19 protein-coding genes are annotated in these 18,881 nt (G+C 37.6%); 9 read left to right on the top strand and 10 right to left on the bottom strand.

The window, feature by feature from the left end; all coding sequences use genetic code 11:
• Positions 1 to 12: 12 nt before the first annotated feature.
• The 7 genes from AB6N04_RS09895 to AB6N04_RS09865 form a co-directional block, all read right to left on the bottom strand.
• Entirely contained in the window at positions 13 to 2,580 is a 2,568-nt protein-coding gene (locus AB6N04_RS09895) for a fimbria/pilus outer membrane usher protein (protein WP_369311908.1), read from the bottom strand.
• On the bottom strand, positions 2,577 to 3,344 hold the full coding sequence (locus AB6N04_RS09890) for a molecular chaperone (RefSeq protein ID WP_369311906.1): 768 nt from the start codon (positions 3,342 to 3,344) through the stop codon (positions 2,577 to 2,579). Before AB6N04_RS09890 ends, AB6N04_RS09895 begins: the two co-directional genes overlap by 4 nt.
• Positions 3,335 to 4,084 (bottom strand): molecular chaperone, encoded by a 750-nt coding sequence (locus AB6N04_RS09885; RefSeq protein WP_369311904.1) that lies wholly within the window; start codon positions 4,082 to 4,084, stop codon positions 3,335 to 3,337. Before AB6N04_RS09885 ends, AB6N04_RS09890 begins: the two co-directional genes overlap by 10 nt.
• 26 nt (positions 4,085 to 4,110) lie before the next feature.
• A complete protein-coding gene (locus tag AB6N04_RS09880; RefSeq protein ID WP_369311902.1) occupies positions 4,111 to 4,641 on the bottom strand; it encodes a fimbrial protein in 531 nt (176 codons plus the stop codon).
• 22 nt (positions 4,642 to 4,663) lie between these two features.
• Positions 4,664 to 5,218, bottom strand: a complete 555-nt coding sequence (locus AB6N04_RS09875) for a fimbrial protein (RefSeq protein ID WP_369311900.1) — start codon at positions 5,216 to 5,218, stop codon at positions 4,664 to 4,666.
• Positions 5,196 to 5,924, bottom strand: a complete 729-nt coding sequence (locus AB6N04_RS09870; protein WP_369311898.1) for a molecular chaperone — start codon at positions 5,922 to 5,924, stop codon at positions 5,196 to 5,198. The genes AB6N04_RS09875 and AB6N04_RS09870 overlap by 23 nt, the downstream gene beginning before the upstream one ends.
• Before the next feature lie 73 nt (positions 5,925 to 5,997).
• Positions 5,998 to 6,525: a fimbrial protein gene (locus AB6N04_RS09865; RefSeq protein ID WP_369311896.1), complete on the bottom strand. Its 528-nt coding sequence runs from the start codon at positions 6,523 to 6,525 to the stop codon at positions 5,998 to 6,000.
• Between the two features lie 1,250 nt (positions 6,526 to 7,775).
• On the opposite strand from AB6N04_RS09865, the gene AB6N04_RS09860 reads away from it, so the two are divergent.
• The 6 genes from AB6N04_RS09860 to ugpQ all read left to right on the top strand — a co-directional run bounded on the left by AB6N04_RS09860 (position 7,776) and on the right by ugpQ (position 14,154).
• On the top strand, positions 7,776 to 8,534 hold the full coding sequence (locus tag AB6N04_RS09860) for a YnfC family lipoprotein (protein WP_369311894.1): 759 nt from the start codon (positions 7,776 to 7,778) through the stop codon (positions 8,532 to 8,534).
• 700 nt (positions 8,535 to 9,234) lie between these two features.
• Complete coding sequence (gene ugpB, locus AB6N04_RS09855; protein WP_369311892.1) at positions 9,235 to 10,548, top strand: sn-glycerol-3-phosphate ABC transporter substrate-binding protein UgpB; 1,314 nt, start codon at positions 9,235 to 9,237, stop codon at positions 10,546 to 10,548.
• Between the two features lie 68 nt (positions 10,549 to 10,616).
• Positions 10,617 to 11,504, top strand: a complete 888-nt coding sequence (ugpA, locus tag AB6N04_RS09850; RefSeq protein WP_369311890.1) for a sn-glycerol-3-phosphate ABC transporter permease UgpA — start codon at positions 10,617 to 10,619, stop codon at positions 11,502 to 11,504.
• Entirely contained in the window at positions 11,501 to 12,346 is an 846-nt protein-coding gene (gene ugpE / locus AB6N04_RS09845; RefSeq protein WP_369311888.1) for a sn-glycerol-3-phosphate ABC transporter permease UgpE, read from the top strand. Before ugpA ends, ugpE begins: the two co-directional genes overlap by 4 nt.
• A gap of 3 nt (positions 12,347 to 12,349) precedes the next feature.
• Complete coding sequence (locus AB6N04_RS09840) at positions 12,350 to 13,420, top strand: sn-glycerol-3-phosphate import ATP-binding protein UgpC (protein ID WP_369311886.1); 1,071 nt, start codon at positions 12,350 to 12,352, stop codon at positions 13,418 to 13,420.
• Positions 13,417 to 14,154, top strand: coding sequence for a glycerophosphodiester phosphodiesterase (gene ugpQ, locus AB6N04_RS09835; RefSeq protein ID WP_369311884.1), 738 nt, complete (start codon positions 13,417 to 13,419; stop codon positions 14,152 to 14,154). Before AB6N04_RS09840 ends, ugpQ begins: the two co-directional genes overlap by 4 nt.
• Before the next feature lie 39 nt (positions 14,155 to 14,193).
• Here ugpQ and AB6N04_RS09830 read toward each other — a convergent pair whose 3' ends face one another.
• A complete protein-coding gene (locus AB6N04_RS09830; RefSeq protein ID WP_369311882.1) occupies positions 14,194 to 14,913 on the bottom strand; it encodes a GNAT family N-acetyltransferase in 720 nt (239 codons plus the stop codon).
• A gap of 231 nt (positions 14,914 to 15,144) precedes the next feature.
• Here AB6N04_RS09830 and AB6N04_RS09825 point away from each other — a divergent pair, with 231 nt between their 5' ends.
• Positions 15,145 to 15,627, top strand: a complete 483-nt coding sequence (locus AB6N04_RS09825) for a hypothetical protein (protein WP_369311880.1) — start codon at positions 15,145 to 15,147, stop codon at positions 15,625 to 15,627.
• A 263-nt stretch (positions 15,628 to 15,890) separates the two neighbouring features.
• The gene (locus tag AB6N04_RS09820) at positions 15,891 to 16,319 is read left to right on the top strand and encodes a molybdopterin-binding protein (RefSeq protein ID WP_369311878.1); all 429 of its coding nucleotides are present in this window, start codon (positions 15,891 to 15,893) and stop codon (positions 16,317 to 16,319) included.
• A gap of 50 nt (positions 16,320 to 16,369) precedes the next feature.
• Here AB6N04_RS09820 and AB6N04_RS09815 read toward each other — a convergent pair whose 3' ends face one another.
• Positions 16,370 to 17,041, bottom strand: coding sequence for a Crp/Fnr family transcriptional regulator (locus tag AB6N04_RS09815; RefSeq protein ID WP_369311876.1), 672 nt, complete (start codon positions 17,039 to 17,041; stop codon positions 16,370 to 16,372).
• A 313-nt stretch (positions 17,042 to 17,354) separates the two neighbouring features.
• Between AB6N04_RS09815 and dkgB the strand changes: the two genes are divergently transcribed.
• Positions 17,355 to 18,158 (top strand): 2,5-didehydrogluconate reductase DkgB, encoded by an 804-nt coding sequence (gene dkgB / locus AB6N04_RS09810; RefSeq protein ID WP_369311874.1) that lies wholly within the window; start codon positions 17,355 to 17,357, stop codon positions 18,156 to 18,158.
• A 256-nt stretch (positions 18,159 to 18,414) separates the two neighbouring features.
• Here the strand turns inward: dkgB and AB6N04_RS09805 are convergent, their stop codons facing one another.
• A complete protein-coding gene (locus AB6N04_RS09805) occupies positions 18,415 to 18,870 on the bottom strand; it encodes a GNAT family N-acetyltransferase (RefSeq protein ID WP_369311872.1) in 456 nt (151 codons plus the stop codon).
• Positions 18,871 to 18,881: the final 11 nt, after the last annotated feature.

Below are 18,881 nucleotides of genomic sequence, written 5' to 3'. Positions count from 1 at the left end.
TATCCACGTGGTTTATTGGCATGTAATAGTTAAATTACGTAATGATGAATACGTATTTTCGCTTGACTGCGTCATATCAAATGGCGCTTGACACTGTTCAGCGCTTGCTTTGCCCCATACAACTGTCAAGATACCTTTTTCAGGTAATCCACTTAAATAAACGCGTCCATTGTCACCAACAATGCCCGAGATCGCATTATATGCATCTTGATCATCCTGTTTTAATGAGGCCACTGACCCCATCGGAATGGTTTGTATGCTGTTCAGTGTGATCATTGCTTGATACCCTTTTAACGTTTTAAAGTTTGCCTTAACTAACGCACCTTTAGTTGGGTATAAGTTCGTTGATGTTTCTTTACTTTCTACGTTTTCTGGTAGCGTGTTGACATCTAGGCTGACTATATTTTGGCTGTACTCCATAATGTTTGGTAAAATAGCATAGCCACGAGAGTCGACGATGGCGGAACCATTATTAATACTTGTTCCAGCCGCATCAGGGGCATAAATAACCGCAGCAGAATTACCGATATATTGGCCAAAAGACACCCCACCTGGGTGTATAACAACACCGCCATATGCCCCAATATGAGTTAATTGGCTTTCACTGCTGTAGCTGTAGCCACCACCTAAGTAACCTTTACTGCCTTGGTAGCCAACATTAAGTGAGCTGGATGTTTTTTGGTCACGATTATCGCCACTTTCATTTAATTGATACGTGAATTTGTTATCAAGCAGTTGTCCGTTTACCCCAACTTGTTGGTATGTTCGTCCATGGTTATCATGACTTATCTGGAAGTTACTGTTGATATTTTCAATATCTTTTTTATTTGAAAATAAGCTAAATGGAATACCAATATTGACGCTAACTTGTCGATTTTCAGGCCAGTTTCCATCCCCTTGAGTACGACTAATACTGTAGTCAAGGCCATAAGATACGCCTTTATATAAACCACTGTAGCCCACACCCAAGGTTGTGACCGTATCTTTTCGACCCCAATAATCACTACGCATACCGCGAAAATAGATAGAGCCCCATTTCCCGATTGACTGATTAATATAGGACTGGAAACTGCTGCGCTCACGTCCCCCTAACCAAGGAGCAACATTATCTTTCAAGCGATAGCCTGCTTGGTTGAAGTCGGCGAAGCTATAGTAGTCTTTTGTTGAATACCGCAGGGCAGTTAAGTCAATGGATGTACCAAAATCGGATAAGTTTTTAGAATAACGAACACGGAAAGATTGGCCATATTTTTTGTCACCATTTATTGTGGCTGACGCATGTGTCGCATCAAGGGACATGGCACCAAATGTTCCTAATGAAAAACCAGTTCCCACTATCCCAGTCCAATAATGTTCAGCACCCAAAAAACCGGAATAGAGTGTGATCGCTTTAGGCAAACCATAAATTAAAGTTCCCATCAAGAAATTACTGCGTTTATTTCCTTCAGTAATACCTCCGTTATATTGCCCTGCCGCGACTTCATATTTAAATGTTCCAGCACGCTGCATAACCGGTAATGAGGAGAAGGCTTGAGTAAATACGCGAACAGTACCATTTTCTTCATGAATGGAGACTTCCAAGTCACCCGCAGTACCTGTTGGGTAGAGGTCATTAATGACGAACGGACCGGGTGCAACATAGGTTTGGTAGATTGTATTACCATTTTGGCTGATTGAAACACGGGCGTTGGAATTGGCTATCCCTCTAATTTGTGGTGCGAAGCCTCTATCGCCACGGGCTAACATTTGCTCGTTAGATAATAAGCGCACCCCTTTTAATGGAACGCTATCTAAAACGTCATTCAGTGAGCTTGTTTCACCCATAACAATTTCAGAGTCTAAACGCTGAATGTCACGTGAAACAGTGGTATTGTTAAACTCATTTTGACGGTTACGCGCCGATGTACCATCGAATTTACTTTCGTTTTCGAGGTAAAAGTATTGGGTGCGTAAGCGCCATGGACCTAAATTGAGTCCCCCAGTGAGGTTGGCAAAAAAAGAATTATTCTTGGTTTTTCCACCAATCCCCCCGGTAAATTCTTGTCGGCTACCATTAAGTTGATAATTTAGCAACAGACCTGGAATACCCTGATCTAATAGCTCAAGGGGGACAGCTCCCCGTCTTGCTTGCTTCATCGCAATTTGTGGAATGTTAAGGTTTAGAGTCAACTTGGCCACATCAAATTGAACTTGAGCATTAGGAATTATTGAAGACAATGATTCAATTTTTTGAGTTGCAGGCATACTTTTTAGCGCTGGAATACCTTGCACATTGACACCAAAATCGTCAAGCATTGCAGGGGTTAGTTCTGGCTCAATAGTGCCTTGATTATTTTGTGAAAAGTAAATTTCTTTTTGACCAATATCTTCTTTATTAATTTTCATCGTGACCATATAACGCCCTGGCGTCACTGAATCAGAATGAGCAAAAGCGGATAAATCAATATTATTGATATCTGTTCCTGCGGGTAAATTTAATAATGCAGGGTCAAAATAAGGTTCAGCCTGGATCGCACCACCAAATAGAGAAAACATCAGTGCTAATGAGAGAGGCTTTAAGGTAAATGTTTTATTTTTCATGATATATTCTCATCTAAAACGCCAATGCTCAGTCTTGTAATTAATCCGTATTCATTTAGAACTTGCCATGTAACTTGCCCTGATGCGGATTGAGGTATATCAATATGCATTTCACCAAAAGGCAAAATACTGTCATCTATTAATTCGCTAGGCACTTTATAATCACCGATACTTAATGATGTTAAAGTCATTGAAAGAGCCGATGGATTTTTAATAATTAATTTATTTTTATTTTTTGAAAATCGAATGTTCTCAACCTCTTTATCTATCGAGAGCTTTTCAATGGCTTTAGGTCGGTAAAGCATTTTAAAATAAAGTGTAGGGGCCACAATAAACTCAGAGCCAGGTTTATCTTTACTTGAACCCTCTGGAATGATTTTTAGTACAACAAAAAAAACACTTTCCCTATCATTTGGTAAATTGCCATCAGATATTCGTTGAATTCGCCAACTATGGCGAACACCACTATCCAAACGATGTAGTGGGGGGGTAATCAAAAATATCTCTGAAGCACTATTATTATCTTTATTAAAAGAAGGTTTTAATGTTTTCTTATCAGCAGTAATTACACTTGCCTGCACTAATGCCACTTCTTTATTTGCATTCTCTAATGTTGTCATGGCTCCTTTATTTTCAGACTCTAAATAAACAATCCGTTCAGGAGAAAAAAGTAAACCACTCATTAGGTCAGTATTTGCAAAAGATAAATTAATAGAAGAAAAAAGTAAAAAAAGTAAAAAATTAAGTTTTTTTGTTATTGACATAAAGTATCCTTACCAGATGCTAAAACGGCAGAATAGGCTTCACTGTCGCCGCCATAATCATTAATCGCTGTCCAACTAACTTTAGTTGATTGAGCTAATTGGGTAGGTACTGCTAATGAATATTTACTTTTAGGGGCGATCATTACTCCTGCGGCTTGGTCATATTGTTGGTTATTAATATTAATTGAACTCAAGGTAACAAAATATTCTGATGGATTTTCAATACACAAGTTTTTATTTTGTGTATTAAAACGCAGGCTTTTAATCGCCTCATCGCTTGATTGTTGTAGGCCTTCAGGACGATAGAATAATTTGATCACTAAACGTGTTCCAATAGAAAGTCTTGCTGTTGAATTTTCATTCTCATCAGATGAAACACCTGGGATCCCGATGGCACTAAAATAAAATAGTGATTCTTGATCTTTAGGTAACTGCTCTATTTTATTTTGAGGAATAATTTTCATCGTTTGTTGGCTATTTGGATTTAAACGATACAGTGGGGGAGTCACGATAAAATAATCTGACTGAATCTGTCCTGTTGGAGATTCAAATACCCCAGTTTGTATTAAATAAATATCGTTACTGTTATTTTTTAGAGAAATGTCTTCTTGTTTTGAACGACTATCCCAAATAATTCTTGTTTGTTCTAAGATCAGTCCAGCTTCAGCCTTAGGGTGAATGCTCATTAATAGCGCAAAAGCACTTGTTAAATAAAATGCTGAAAATATGTTTTTACGCATATTAAAAATTCCCCTTTATTTAATTATTAATGTGTTAATACTGTAAATAATAATGCTGCTCTAAGAGTGCCTTTTTTGATCTCTTCTGTTTTTTTGCAATCACCACAGGATAATGCGGTCGTGACTGTAAATGTGTCATTTACAGTCGTACCTGCATTAAGATCAAATATAATATCACCATCTGTTTTTGCAATATTATTGGCAAGTAACTTAACGCCGACACCTTGGGATGTTCCGCTTTCTATAAATAAACGTTTACCATTTATCGTTTCGGTTCTTCCTGAAACATAAATCTTACTTTTACTTAAATTGCCAACATTTGTGCAGTTGACCAGTTTTAATGTGATATCACGATTTAATTTGTCTGTAAGACCTGCATCACTGTTTATGATGTCTGAAGGGGAGACTTTGTTATAATTAATAACAGCTTCAGAAACATCAATATCGCATGTTTTTTTGTAGAAAGTAGCTTCAAATTCAACTCGAATGCTATTTGATGCTGCCAATGCCTGATTGCACCATGCAATAAAGACAAAAGATAGAATTAGTCGAAACATGTTGATATCCTCTCTCCTTGAGTTATGGCATGACAACCGTGAATAAAATAGATGCTTTTACGGAACCTGCCGTTACAGCATTATTTCCTGATTGGCGCACAAACCCAATTGTCATTGGTTGCGAACCAGATGTACTGCCTGCGGGTAAATAAAAACTTTCATTATTACGTAATGTTGTTCCCGCTGTATAAAATCCTAATTTGTTTGGCAAATTGCCATTTTTTAGCATAAAGCCGACACCTTTAGCGCCCGTTGGGTCAGGTGTTAAAAATACATTTGGATCAGAAGATACAGAACCCGTCACCTTAATTTCTGGCATGACTGTTGTTTCATAATCCCGGCATTGGTATTCAAATTCTATAGGCGTAAGATCAACAGCATCATTTGGTTTAAACTCAGCAATGGCTGGTTTGCGGGTAAATTCAATGTTAGAAGGTGAAACTGTAATCTCACATTCTCCAACGCTTGTTATATCCGCAAAAATTTCTAATTTATTTCCTGCGAAGGACTGCATTGTTGATGTTAATAACAAACTGGCCAAGAATAAGTGAAACTTATTGCGTTGAGTGTTCAACATATCCTCCTAAATCATTAATAGTTGACCATGAAATTTTGCCTTTATTTAGGGATGTTGGATAAGTCATATCGCTAAAAGGTGCCAGCATGGTATTATTTTTTTCTGATGAAATTTCAATCTGTTGATTGCCGATTTTTAATGAACTCAATGTAACGAAATACGGTGAATTATTGGTGACTTTTAACCCACCTTGAACGGGTGAAAATGTTAGCCCTGATTGTGCTTGGTCGGATGATTGTGTTAATCCCGTTGGTCGATAAAACACTTTAATGATACTTTCTAGGGCTATTTTTACATCACCTTTCATTTTGTTCGCCCCCAGTTCAGCGTCTTTCTCACTGCGTGGGATCGAGCGGGCGTGTAAATAGTAAACGGATTCACGATCTTTCGGGAGTGCAGATGATTTGGTCGTTTCTGCAATACGGACATCGCGTTGTTCTGCTGATTTTAAATAGAACATAGGAGGAAGCACATCAAATACGGTTTCTTGAGCAGAGTCACTTGCCGTTTTCGTGATATAGACTTGTACGAGGTACTCTTCCTTCTCTGTACTATTACGAATAGTCACAGGAACAGATTGGCTATTTTGTGGGAAAATAACGCGAGTGCTGTTAAGACCGACGCCAGCTGCGGAGGAGCTGGTTATTTCAGATACAAAAAGCATCATACTCATTAATGAATATTTTGTGATTGTCATCAAACGCATTATTTATCTCCAATCGTGATTACTATTAGTAAAGATGAAATAGCAATATGTTGCTATTTCATCTAGGTAGTGATTATTCGTAGCTTACAGAGAATGTGATTGGCGCATCAATACGCTGTGAATCAGGTGTTGCTACAGTTGAGTATAATGCGACTTTCATTGGTACCGACGCTGAACCACCTTGCTTTAAGCCAGAGACACCGCTTAAATCAATGCTTGTATTTGGTTTAACCGGTTTAGCGTCAGCACTCAGTTTCACACCAACAGTGGCTTTTGCCGTATTGTTGAAGTAATCACCATTTGCATCTAACGCAGTACCTTTAGCAAATAGCTGCACTGAACCAGCTGATTGGTCTTTGCTACAGTTAGTTAATAGCAGAGAGAAATCTTTTGCGCTATTTGTGATATCGCCAGCCGCTTGAATGTCTGCAGAAATATAAGTACCTAAATCAATGTTAGGGTTGCTAACGCTTAAATCACAAGTTGCAGAAGCGATTTGACCCGATACAGTAACTTGTGCGTTTGTTGCAGCAGATGCCGCACCAGTGAAACCTAAACCGGCAGCGATACATAAAGCGATAAGATTTTTTTGACTGATCATAATAGAACCTTATTAGTAAGTTATAGAGTGTGACATTTAATATTTGCCTACTAACCAAATAAAACCTTGGTAGCAGAATAGGTATTTAATAATGTGAATTCATTATTAAATGCTTTCGATTTTTATTTAAAAAAATAAAAATATAAAACTTAACTTTGATAAATAGTCAGATTTATCTTGTTTATCTTGCTAGCTTTGTTTACTTGGATGGTCTCACTAGCGGAATGAGTAAATCTTAGCTAAGAAAAAAATAAATTCCATATAAAAACTCATGTAGTGAGTAACTAAATGTAACTAGTACTTTAATTTCATTAGGAATATTCCTAATAATTAATGGAAGTTAAATTTACAACTAAAAATAAATACGTGATTAAGAGTTTTATTTTTTTTATAAACGTTGAAGGTTACCAATTCAATCATATTGATGATAAATGTCATGTATATGAGATTTGAGTTTATTAAACTTCAATAAATGCATTTTTTTTGGATTAAAATTTTGTTTTGTGGTGTGGTGTATAAGTTATCAGTTTGTTTGTTTTTTTTGAACAACTCTAGAAATTTGTAATATTAAATTAAAAGTGTGTTTTTGCGTATTTTTATTGAGTTCTCACCCATGAAATATAAATTCACAAATAGTTACTAATACTCAATGATTAAGTCATTTTTGTGGTATGGCTTAAAATATCACTCTATTTAATTATCATCGGATTAATGATCTTATCGCTAGCGATTATTGAATAATGTGTCTGTTAGTTGGCTTCCAAGTAAGTGATTATTTATGAATAAACAATAATAAGCATAAACACGTTTTTTAATGTTGTAAGTAAATAAGATGTGTCTTATTTATTGATCCCCATATAAGGTTATTCATTAATAAACCTCCGTAATAAAACTATGCGTAATAAAATATTGTCAAACTACAAGGTGTCGAGTGTGTATTTCTAACAAATAGGTTGAATGTTGAAATAAAGTAAAAATATAGAGGCAAGTCATTAAAATGACATTTTTGGATATTCAAAAATTGATGTGATTTTTAAGGGGAAGTTCTGTTCTCTAATAAGTAATATGTTAGTACTGTTCTGCGTATTGGTTTATCTCTTCATAGCAAAGCTAAATTAACACGTTTTATGTCAGTTTATTGGCGTCAAAACCTGACATTTATTAAAAATCTGATAGTATAACTACTAAGTAAAACTAATAATCACTAAAGCAAGTATTCATAATACTTGTGTTAAGGTTATAAGATAAAAATGAAGCATAAATATGTATTATTAATGACTCAACTTGTTGTTTTATCTGTTTCTTTTGAGTCATTGGCATTTGACGAACAGCAATATAATCCAGTTGTGTTCAACATGGCGCAGCTCTATGACTTTAATCCTGTAAGAGGCAATGTTAAGGAGCTCAAGACGATCGTCTATAACGAAGATAAAACTATCAATTATGAATCCCTATTGAAAATGGGGCGCGATGGTTGTGTTGAAAGTTTTCAGTTAAATCAGAAAAAAGATGAATACCTAAGCAGTGTTCATAATTACCTTTCTGTTAAGCGGATTAAAAATAAACTTATTGGTGTGGATGCTAATGGACCCGTAGAGATGTCAATCGGTAAAGATTGTACAATAATTTCAAGGAAAGATACTAATGGTGAATTAATCTACAAATATAACAAAGATGGGTTTATTACAGGGTCAGTGCTGGCAGATACAAAAGAAAAATTCGGTGAAAATAATTACAATGAGTTTAAGTTACCCACTGAAATTAAGTACTATAAAGGCGATACGGTTATTTCGGAAACTCGATTGACGTATGGTAAGGACCCAACCAAAGCATTTGACCATATTATGGATATAAGAGCTTTAGGGCAGACTATTTTATTGGTTGACTCCAAATGTGATTATGATAAGCGCAACATTGCTTACCAGTGTAATTTTGTACTTACCTTGAATTCTAATGGCAAAACGATCAAGCTGCCTAAAAATAGTCAGACAGATGTCACATTCTATTGAACTAAAAATAAACCTATCTCTATAGGCTAGCGGTTAATAGAAGGTTCTATAACATATTGTCGCTGATAAAAAATAAGTGTTTTTACGGGGGGTATTCTTGTTCGGCGTCATTTTGTCAATGTATATAATATTAAACTTACAATTCGCTACTAAGGTGAGTGTTAGCAATAGGGTTATTACAGATTATGATGGATCACTTTATGCAAATCTTTTTAGGGGGTATTGAGGTTACCTACTGATTTTTATAGCTAAAATGGCATAAAAACACCCTAAAATTGATAGATGAACCAATCTGACTGACGCTAATATGAATGAACGATTATGTTTAAACGCAGCCTACGGGTTCGAAAAAAGCACTTCTCACTCATTTGATACTGTGTTGATAGCCCTAGGTTTATTAGGTGCGAGCTTCACGCCTTGCTTAAAATGGTTTTAATTCAAATCAAATTTCACCATCAAAGATAAACAACCCCATGCAATTGATTAAAGCAGTGTAATAGAAGATAGGCTGTTTTTTATTGTTCAATAGATTGTGATTTATATATCACGCCTAAGTGATATTGCCGTCATAATTTTGTCATCCGCGAGTTATATTTCTGTCATTTCCTACAGGTAGCATTCTATCTCAACTATAAACTGCGTGACTTCGCACATTTACTGTACATCTTCGCGCAATTAACTAGAAAGTGAGATAAGTAGAATGACATCGTTACAACATTCAACTCTAGCAACAGTATTCGGTTTATTATTCGCCAGCCAGGCCATTGGCTCTACTGAAATTCCGTTCTGGCATTCCATGGAAGGGGAGCTTGGTGAAGAAGTTAATATATTAGCGACCGAGTTTAATAAGACACACCCAGATTATACAATTTTGCCAGTATATAAAGGTAATTATGAGCAAAGTCTTGCTGCGGGGATTGCGGCTTTTCGTTCAGGTAATGCCCCTGCAATTTTACAAGTTTACGAAGTTGGCACAGCAACAATGATGGCATCTAAGGCGATTAAGCCAGTTTATCAAGTGTTCCAAGATTCAGGTATCGCATTTGATGAGTCCCAGTTTGTTCCAACTGTTGCGGGGTATTATAGCGATGCGAAAACCGGGCATCTTTTATCTCAACCATTTAATAGCTCAACCCCTGTTTTGTACTACAACAAAGACGCATTCAAAAAAGCGGGTCTAAACCCAGATGAACCCCCGAAAACTTGGCAAGACATGGCTGCCTACACGGCTAAGTTACGTCAGTCAGGCATGAAATGTGGTTATGCTAGCGGCTGGCAAGGGTGGATCCAAATTGAAAATTTTAGCGCATGGCATGGTAAACCTATCGCTTCAAAAAATAATGGATTTGATGGGACAGACGCCGTTTTAGAATTCAATCAGCCAATACAAGTTAAACATATCGCCTTATTGCAAGAAATGAATAAAAGAGGGGATTTTAGCTACTTAGGTCGTAAAGATGAATCGACTGAAAAGTTTTATAACGGGGATTGTGCCATTATCACAGCCTCTTCGGGGTCACTCGCGATTATTCGTAAACACGCTAAATTTGATTTTGGTGTTGGCATGATGCCGTATGATGCTGAAGTTGAAGGCGCACCACAAAATGCCATTATCGGCGGGGCAAGTTTATGGGTGATGGCAGGAAAAGATCCAGCGACTTATCGAGGGGTCGCTGAATTTATGCAATTTTTAGCAAAACCTGAAAATGCAGCCCAGTGGCACCAAAAAACAGGTTATTTACCGATTACAACTGCTGCTTATAATTTAAGCCGTGGCTCCGGTTATTATGATAAAAACCCAGGGGCAGATATTGCTACTCGCCAGATGTTAAATAAGCCACCTTTAGCGTATACCAAAGGCTTGCGTTTAGGAAATATGCCACAAATTCGTACCATTGTGGATGAGGAATTAGAATCGGTTTGGTCAGGTAATAAAACAGCTCAACAAGCTTTAGATGCCGCTGTTGATCGTGGTAATCAGTTATTACGCCGTTTTGAAAAGTCAACGCAGTAATCCCCTCTGACGCTATTGCCTCTTTCTTAAACAAGGGAGGCAATTTTACAATTTAACCGAGTGTGTTTATGTCTTTTTCACGTCCTGTTTTTAGTTCAAAATGGTTGCCTTATTTCCTTGTTTTTCCTCAGTTATTGATCACTATTGTTTTCTTTATTTGGCCAGCGACTCAAGCACTCTGGTATTCATTACAAAGCATAGACCCATTTGGTCTTTCGAGTGAATTTGTTGGGGTCGATAACTTTATTCAATTATTTCAAAATAGTTATTATCTTGATGCTTTTTATACCACGATGGTGTTTAGTGGATTAGTGACCGGATGTGGGTTACTGGTTTCGTTATTTTTTGCCGCGTTGGTTGATTATGTTATACGAGGGAGTCGGTTTTACCAAACATTAATGCTATTACCCTATGCGGTTGCACCAGCAATTGCCGCAGTTTTATGGCTGTTTTTATTTAGTCCGGGGCGAGGGTTAATCACTTATGCTCTAGAGTCCATAGGGTATGAATGGAACCATGCACAGAACAGTGGGCAAGCCATGTTTTTGGTCGTTCTTGCATCTGTCTGGAAGCAAATTAGCTATAACTTTTTATTTTTCTTTGCCGCTTTACAATCTATACCTCGTTCTTTAATGGAAGCCGCCGCTATTGATGGTGCAGGGCCAATTCGTCGTTTTTTCCGTATTTCATTGCCTTTAATTACACCAGTAAGCTTCTTTCTATTTGTGGTGAATTTGGTATATGCCTTTTTTGATACGTTTCCGATTATTGATGCCGCAACAGGTGGCGGACCAATTCAAGCCACAACGACATTAATTTATAAGATATATCGAGAGGGATTTGCAGGCTTAGATTTATCATCTTCTGCCGCGCAATCTGTCATTTTAATGTTCTTAGTTGTGATTTTGACCATTATTCAATTCCGTTTTATTGAACGTAAGGTGCGCTACCAATGATTGAACAGCGTAGAGGATTAATCATATTTAGCCATACAATGCTTATTTTAGGGGCAATCGTAATCTTATTTCCACTTTATGTGGCCTTTGTTGCCGCAACTTTGGATAATCAAGGGGTATTTGAAACGCCGATCCCCCTCATGCCTAGCCATCATTTATGGGAAAATCTAAGTTATATCTGGGAAAAGGGAGTGGGGGCAAACAGTGCACCGTTTTGGCAACTATTAGCAAATAGCACATTGATGGCTTTGGTGATCACTATTGGGAAAATCACTGTTTCAATATTGTCTGCTTTTGCCATTGTTTGGTTTCGCTTTCCATTACGGAATCTATTTTTTTGGATGATTTTTATTACCTTAATGCTGCCTGTTGAGGTGCGTATATTCCCGACCATTGAAGTGATTTCTAACCTGGATATGTTTAATAGTTATTCAGGTCTAACACTACCTTTAATGGCATCGGCGACAGCCACGTTTTTATTTCGCCAGTTTTTTATGACACTACCAAATGAACTTATAGAAGCCGCTCGTATTGATGGTGCATCTCCGATGCGCTTTTTTTTCGATATTGTGTTACCACTGTCAAAAACAAATTTAGCCGCTTTATTTGTGATCACCTTTATTTATGGTTGGAACCAATATCTGTGGCCTTTATTGATTATTACTGATCTTGATTTAGGAACGGCAGTCGCGGGTATTAAAGGCATGATTGCTTCGGGAGAAGGCTCGACACAATGGAACCAAGTCATGGCTGCAATGTTATTGACACTCATTCCACCTGTAATTGTTGTTTTAGTCATGCAAAGAGCGTTTGTGCGTGGCTTAGTCGATAGTGAGAAATAATCTATGGCAGAGTTAAAATTACAAGCAGTTAGCAAAAGTTGGGACGGTAAAACACAAGTGATAAAACCGCTAACTGTCGATGTTGCCGATGGTGAATTTATTGTGATGGTTGGGCCGTCAGGCTGTGGAAAATCAACATTATTGCGTATGGTGGCAGGGTTAGAGCAAGTCACTAGTGGTGACATTTGGATTGATCATCAACGAGTAACAAATCTTGAGCCTAAAGAACGTGGGATTGCGATGGTTTTTCAAAATTATGCATTGTATCCACACATGACTGTTGAAGAAAATATGGCTTGGGGATTAAAGATCCGAGGATTAGGTAAACAGCAAATTCGTAAAAAAGTTGAAGAGGTGGCTCATATCCTTGAGTTGGATGGGTTGTTGCAACGCCGCCCCCGTGAATTATCGGGTGGGCAGCGCCAGCGTGTAGCCATGGGGCGTGCTATTGTACGCTCACCTGCGGTATTTTTGTTCGATGAGCCGCTGTCTAACTTGGATGCTAAATTACGTGTACAAATGCGTCTCGAGCTTCAACATCTTCATCAAAGGCTGAAAACAACCAGTTTGTATGTTACACATGACCAAGTTGAAGCGATGACGTTGGCTCAGCGAGTAATGGTGATGAATAAAGGTATTGTCGAGCAAATTGGTACCCCTGTTGAGGTGTATGAAAAGCCTGCAAGTCGCTTTGTTGCCAGTTTTATTGGCTCACCGGCGATGAACTTATTTGAAGGGAAAATCAGTGAGAATGGCTCGTCTTTTCTCTTCGCTTCAGGGGGAGAAATACCTTTAGGGCACCAATATTTACAGTGGGCAGGGAGTGAGATAACGTTAGGCATACGCCCTGAACATGTCCAAGTGGTATCAGAAACTGTCGGGCAAACATCGTTGGTGGTCGAAAATCTTGAAATACTCGGCGCCGATAATTTAGTACATGGACGTTTGGGGGAGCAAAAAGTAGTTGTTCGGATTAACCATGAATTTCGTCCACAGGTGGGTACGGTTCTAGGTATTCATTTTCCAAACGACTACCTGCATTTTTTTGACAGCAAACAAGGATACCGTTTATGAGTGATTGGCCTTACCCACATATTGTTGCGCACCGAGGTGGTGGCAAACTTGCACCAGAAAATACCTTAGCGGCAATTGATGTTGGCGCTCGTTTTGGGCACACAATGATAGAGTTTGACGCAAAATTGTCTGCTGATGGGCAAATTTTTCTGTTGCATGACGATACGTTAGAAAGAACGAGTAACGGGGTGGGAGTTGCTGGGAAACTAAGTTGGGAAACGCTGCTTACCCTTGATGCGGGCAGTTGGTACAGCACAGAATTTGCGGGTGAGCACTTACCTTCCCTTGAACAAGTTGCTGAGCGCTGTCGACAATATGCCATGATGGCCAATATTGAAATTAAACCGACAACTGGGCTGGAGATTGAAACAGGCACATTGATTTCATTGGCTGCGCGGGAACTGTGGAACGGGCAAGTGGCTCCCTTATTATCGTCATTTTCGATTGAGGCATTGGAAGCTGCACAAAAAACGGTTCCTGAGCTACCAAGGGGCTTGTTACTCGACGATTGGCGGGAGGATTGGCAACAGTTAACAACACAGCTAGACTGTATTTCTATTCATTTAAATCATCAACTTTTAGATAAAGCACGCGTCAAAATGCTCAAACAGGCTGGGTTACGTATACTCGTTTACACTGTCAATAAACCTGCCCGAGCTCGAGAACTTTTGCTATGGGGAGTCGACGCTATTTGCACTGATTGCATTGATGTGATTGGGCCAAATTTCGCGTAATTCTATTATCAAATAGCCCCGAATTTGGGGCTATCAAATTTAATTTTCAACCAATAATAAACTTTTTCGTATCGTTGCAAGGGATTTAACTTGCTGGCCATTGATATGGTTTGTGTCTGATAGCCAAGCTTGTAATGCCTTGTCTACCAGTGGCCATTCACTATCAATAATTGAAAACCAATCTGTGTCTCGGTTTCTGCCTTTTGTAACTAATGCATTTCTAAACCGCCCCTCATAATGGAATCCTAAGCGCAAAGCCGCTCGATGAGAGGGGCTATTCAGACTATTGCACTTCCATTCATATCGTCTGTAGCCTAATGTATTAAATACATATTGCATGAGTAGCCAATGTGCTTCAGTTGACATGATTGTTCCACTAAGTAGCGCGGAAAAATGCACATGACCGACTTCTATAACACCATTATTTACATCTATTCTCATTAATGAAAATACACCAATTGCGGTGTCATTTTGCTTATCAAAAATAGTAAAAAATAATGGATCATTTTTTTGTAAAACACCCTTAACCCAATTTTGATATTGTTCGAAATTTTGAGGTGCATCCTCGGATAGCCAAGTCCAACTACGTAGGTCAGGGGATTGAGAAAATGATTGATACAAGCTTTCAGCATGTGATAGGGAAAGTGGTTCGATTCGGCAGTGTTTGCCAGCCAAATGAATCTTTTGAGGAAATTGACGAGGAGACCAATTGGGAACGAGTCGACCTACAGGCTGACCAAATTCATTTTCTATTTGCATAAACGGGATACCTTTATAAAAACACAATAACAGAAGTATAAGTGAACTATGGTTTACGAAAAGTACCACTTTCTGTGAATATGCAAGTACCAGTTATAAAGCGAAAGTATAATGTGGAAGGTTAACAATTTAGTCATATTATAACATTTTCTTACGCTTAACATTTCGGATTTTATGTGGCAATATTTATACTAAGTTAAATTTTATATCTTATTAAAATCAGGGAATGAAATGAAAAAAACAGGAATATTATTAGCGGCAGTAATGGTTTTAGTGGGGTGCCAAGCACCGAACTCAACATTAGTGTATGACTGCAATATAGATCAGTCAATTAATCAAATATCAAGAGATAGAAATGGTTATTTAACGTTTGAAACGGCAGCACCAAAGGCAAGAGTCTACATGATTGATAATTCAATTAATATTTTTGACTTTGAATATGGTGAATACAAAGGTTATGAATTAGAAAAAAGCGAAGTAACACGCAAAATATTAACGATAAAAGATTTTGATGTGACTTTAAATAAAGGTGATTTTTTCCATGAAGACCCACGGATTGTTGAGATAGTTTCCCCTTCGCGAAAAACGATTACGCTATTTTGGCTTAACTATAAAACAGGGATGACGAAGTCAGTACAGTTTTTAACTCAATGTGAAAAAAAATATATTGTTTTGCCTGAATATCGAAGTTCGCACTCTGATAATAGTCACTAACAGGATAATAAAAATGCTTATCTGCGATTAAAAGCGTATGATTAATGATAAATTAGCTAATGATTTTAACTAGCATAAAAATAGTGAATTTCGACATACTGTTCAGTTAATTATCTATAATAATGTATTAATATCATAGAAGTGTTTTCATGATTGACTGTATTTTAATTGTAAGCTTTTAACGTGCTGACTGAAACAGATACAGATAGCGCTATAGCTGATGATTTAAATAATGAGTAATTAATAACCAAAAAGGGCGTAATATGACGATTTCTGCAAGAAACCAACTGATGGGGGTTGTTGAGTCCATTGTTGTCGGCTCAGTTAATGATGAGATTATTTTAGATTTGGGCAATGGCGAAAGCATTGCGGCGATTATTACTAAAAATAGTACTAAACAGCTGGGGTTAGAAAAAGGTAAACAAGCTGTAGCTGTGATTAAAGCACCTTGGGTGGTTCTTGTATCTGATGCGCAAGAGTACCAGTTTTCGGCTCGTAACCAATTCAGTGGTAAAATTGAATCTATCGAGAAAGGCAGTGTAAACTCAGTCGTTAATTTAAAAACGGATGGGGGAACACGGTTATCAGCAGTAGTAACAAATAACAGTACTGTTGAAATGGGGCTAGCCGTAAACAGTAAAGTCACTGCAATTATCAAAGCCTCAGCGGTTATTTTAGCTACCAAAAAGTAATTGAACCCTTACTTCGCCAAGGCTGCCATGGGTGGCCTTTTTTACGTTTATCATGGGGTTAAGAGCTGCTCAACATTAATGATGTTAATTTGTTTACCTTTTCGCTCAATCAATCTATCACTGACTAATTTAGATAATGTTCTGTTCAACTGCCGTACAGATACCCCTAACATTGCAGCTAAAGCATCGCGGTTTTCTAGTTTAAAACTTCCTCCGTTTTGTTTTTCAACAAAGGCAAGATAGCGCCTTAATTTATATTCAACGGTATAGGCTGCACTGGAATGTAATTGCGATGCATTATAAAGCTTCTTACTAAGGTGCTGGCAGATAAATTGCAAAAAAATCGGAGAGTGAATTTCTTTTTTCCGGATCATTGATAAAGGCAGTGCCAGCAGAGTCGCATCTGTTACAGCTTGGATGCTATTATAAATGCGGTCACGTTCATCGTTACTTTGAAATAGCTCTAAATCACCAATAATAGAAAATGCATTTTCAAATGAAAAAATGACTTTGTTACCGTTAGTTTCATAGCGTTCAGCTTGTATTTTCCCTTTTACCAGAAAATAAAGGTAGCTGATTTTGCTATCTTGGAAGATTAAGTATTCTTTCGCTTTTATATGGATAAGCTTTGTGTCTTCGAGAGTTTCATCAGAAATAATTTCATCAAGTTGATGATAGGTAATAAATTCTGACCGTTTTGAAGTAGAGTTTATTATTTTCATTCCAATCACCGTGAGTACTTTAAAGAATGATTGAATCATACTCAGATTATGCCATCTTAAAAAGGACATATGTCCTTTTTAAGATGGTGGTGTCGTAGCGAGTTTATGTGGTTTATCATGTCCGCAGGGATTATTGTTTTTTTAGCAAAAGTCTATTGAGCTTATTGCTGTTTTTCTCAGTATTATTACCGAGTATTCTCTTATGTATTCATGCTATCACGTGATTATTGGTTCGTTTACAGTAAATGAATATAAGTTAACCCAATAATGATTAATGAAGTTTAATGTGATCAAATTAAAGAGGGGAAAGATAATGGCTATTCCTGTGATTGGTGTTGGTACATTTCGTTTAAAAGATGATGTGGTAATAGGTTCCGTTAAAAATGCGTTAGATGTCGGTTACCGTGCCATCGATACAGCACAAATTTATGAAAATGAAGCTGCTATTGGGCAGGCTATTGCGCAAAGTGGTGTTGCCCGCGATGAGCTTTATATCACAACAAAAATTTGGATTGATAACTTAAGCAAAGATAAACTCATTCCAAGTTTGAAAAAAAGTTTAAACGATCTGCAAACAGATTATGTGGATTTAACACTGATCCACTGGCCATCACCAAATGATGCTGTTGCCGTTGAAGAATTTATGCAAGGGTTATTAGAAGCAAAAGAACAAGGGCTAACACGTGAAATCGGTGTTTCTAATTTCACGATCCCATTAATGGAAAAGGCGATTGCGGCAGTCGGCGCAGAAAATATTGCGACAAACCAAATCGAATTATCACCTTACCTACAAAATCAAAAAGTGGTTGAGTGGGCAAAACAACACAATATCCATATCACATCTTATATGACCTTAGCTTATGGTAAAGCGTTAAAAGATGAAACCATTGCACGTATTGCTCAAAAACACAATGCAACACCTGCTCAGATTATTTTAGCGTGGGCAATTGGGGAAGGGTATTCAGTTATTCCATCTTCCACAAAACGTGAGAATTTATTAAGTAACCTACAAGCAACTCAATTACAGTTGGATAATGACGATAAAACCGCGATTGCAAAATTAGATTGTAATGACCGTTTAGTTAACCCTGAAGGTTTGGCACCAAACTGGGATTAATTGATTTACCCTGTTTGTAGAAGCCATATTCGTTATGGCTTCTGAATATCTGCTAGGTATTGTGTTTATCAGCGGTTTTACTAAAACTTTTCTGTACTGCCACTTCAATCAATTATGCGGGTTTCTTCAGAAGTTGCTTTCATAATGTTTTTCAGTTAACAAAATAATCGTCAAGGTGGCTATTATCGTCGCAGAATTAAAAGAAAAAAGGGGTAAGACACAAAATGTCCTTTAGCCGTAGAGTGTATAAATGTTATTAACTGACACTTTTCGACATAATAATTAACCCTTCATGCACAGTAAAATTATTCCGCTTATAGAAATTCTCTGATGGAAAGCCACGTTCGGTATTCAGAATAATTGCATTCAAATTACGTTTTATGCATTCTTCTTGAGCATAGCGCATTAATGTCGAGCCTAAACCTTGACCTTGGTGATCAGGGTGGATAAAAAATTCATCGATATAATATTCGACCCCTTGGTTCCACGGCTTTTGAAAGCCTATGCAAGCACCGACAATGGTGTTATTCAATTTAATGACATAGCCCAAAAAATAATTATTGGCTAAATGATTCTCTAGAAATGCAATAATGGAGATCGAGGAGTCCCATGTTTCATACCAAGGTGCTGAGCGATATGTTGTGCAGTAGAGTTGTGCACAAGCTTCTACCATTGCAGGAGTCAGTGCTGTTACTTCAATATGTTTTTGCATAATAAATATAG

It is taken from the genome of Providencia rettgeri, from assembly GCF_041075285.1.
GTDB lineage: Bacteria > Pseudomonadota > Gammaproteobacteria > Enterobacterales > Enterobacteriaceae > Providencia > Providencia rettgeri_G.
The sequence above is the reverse complement of the archived record's forward strand: the minus strand, read 5'-3'. Positions and strand labels throughout refer to the sequence as shown.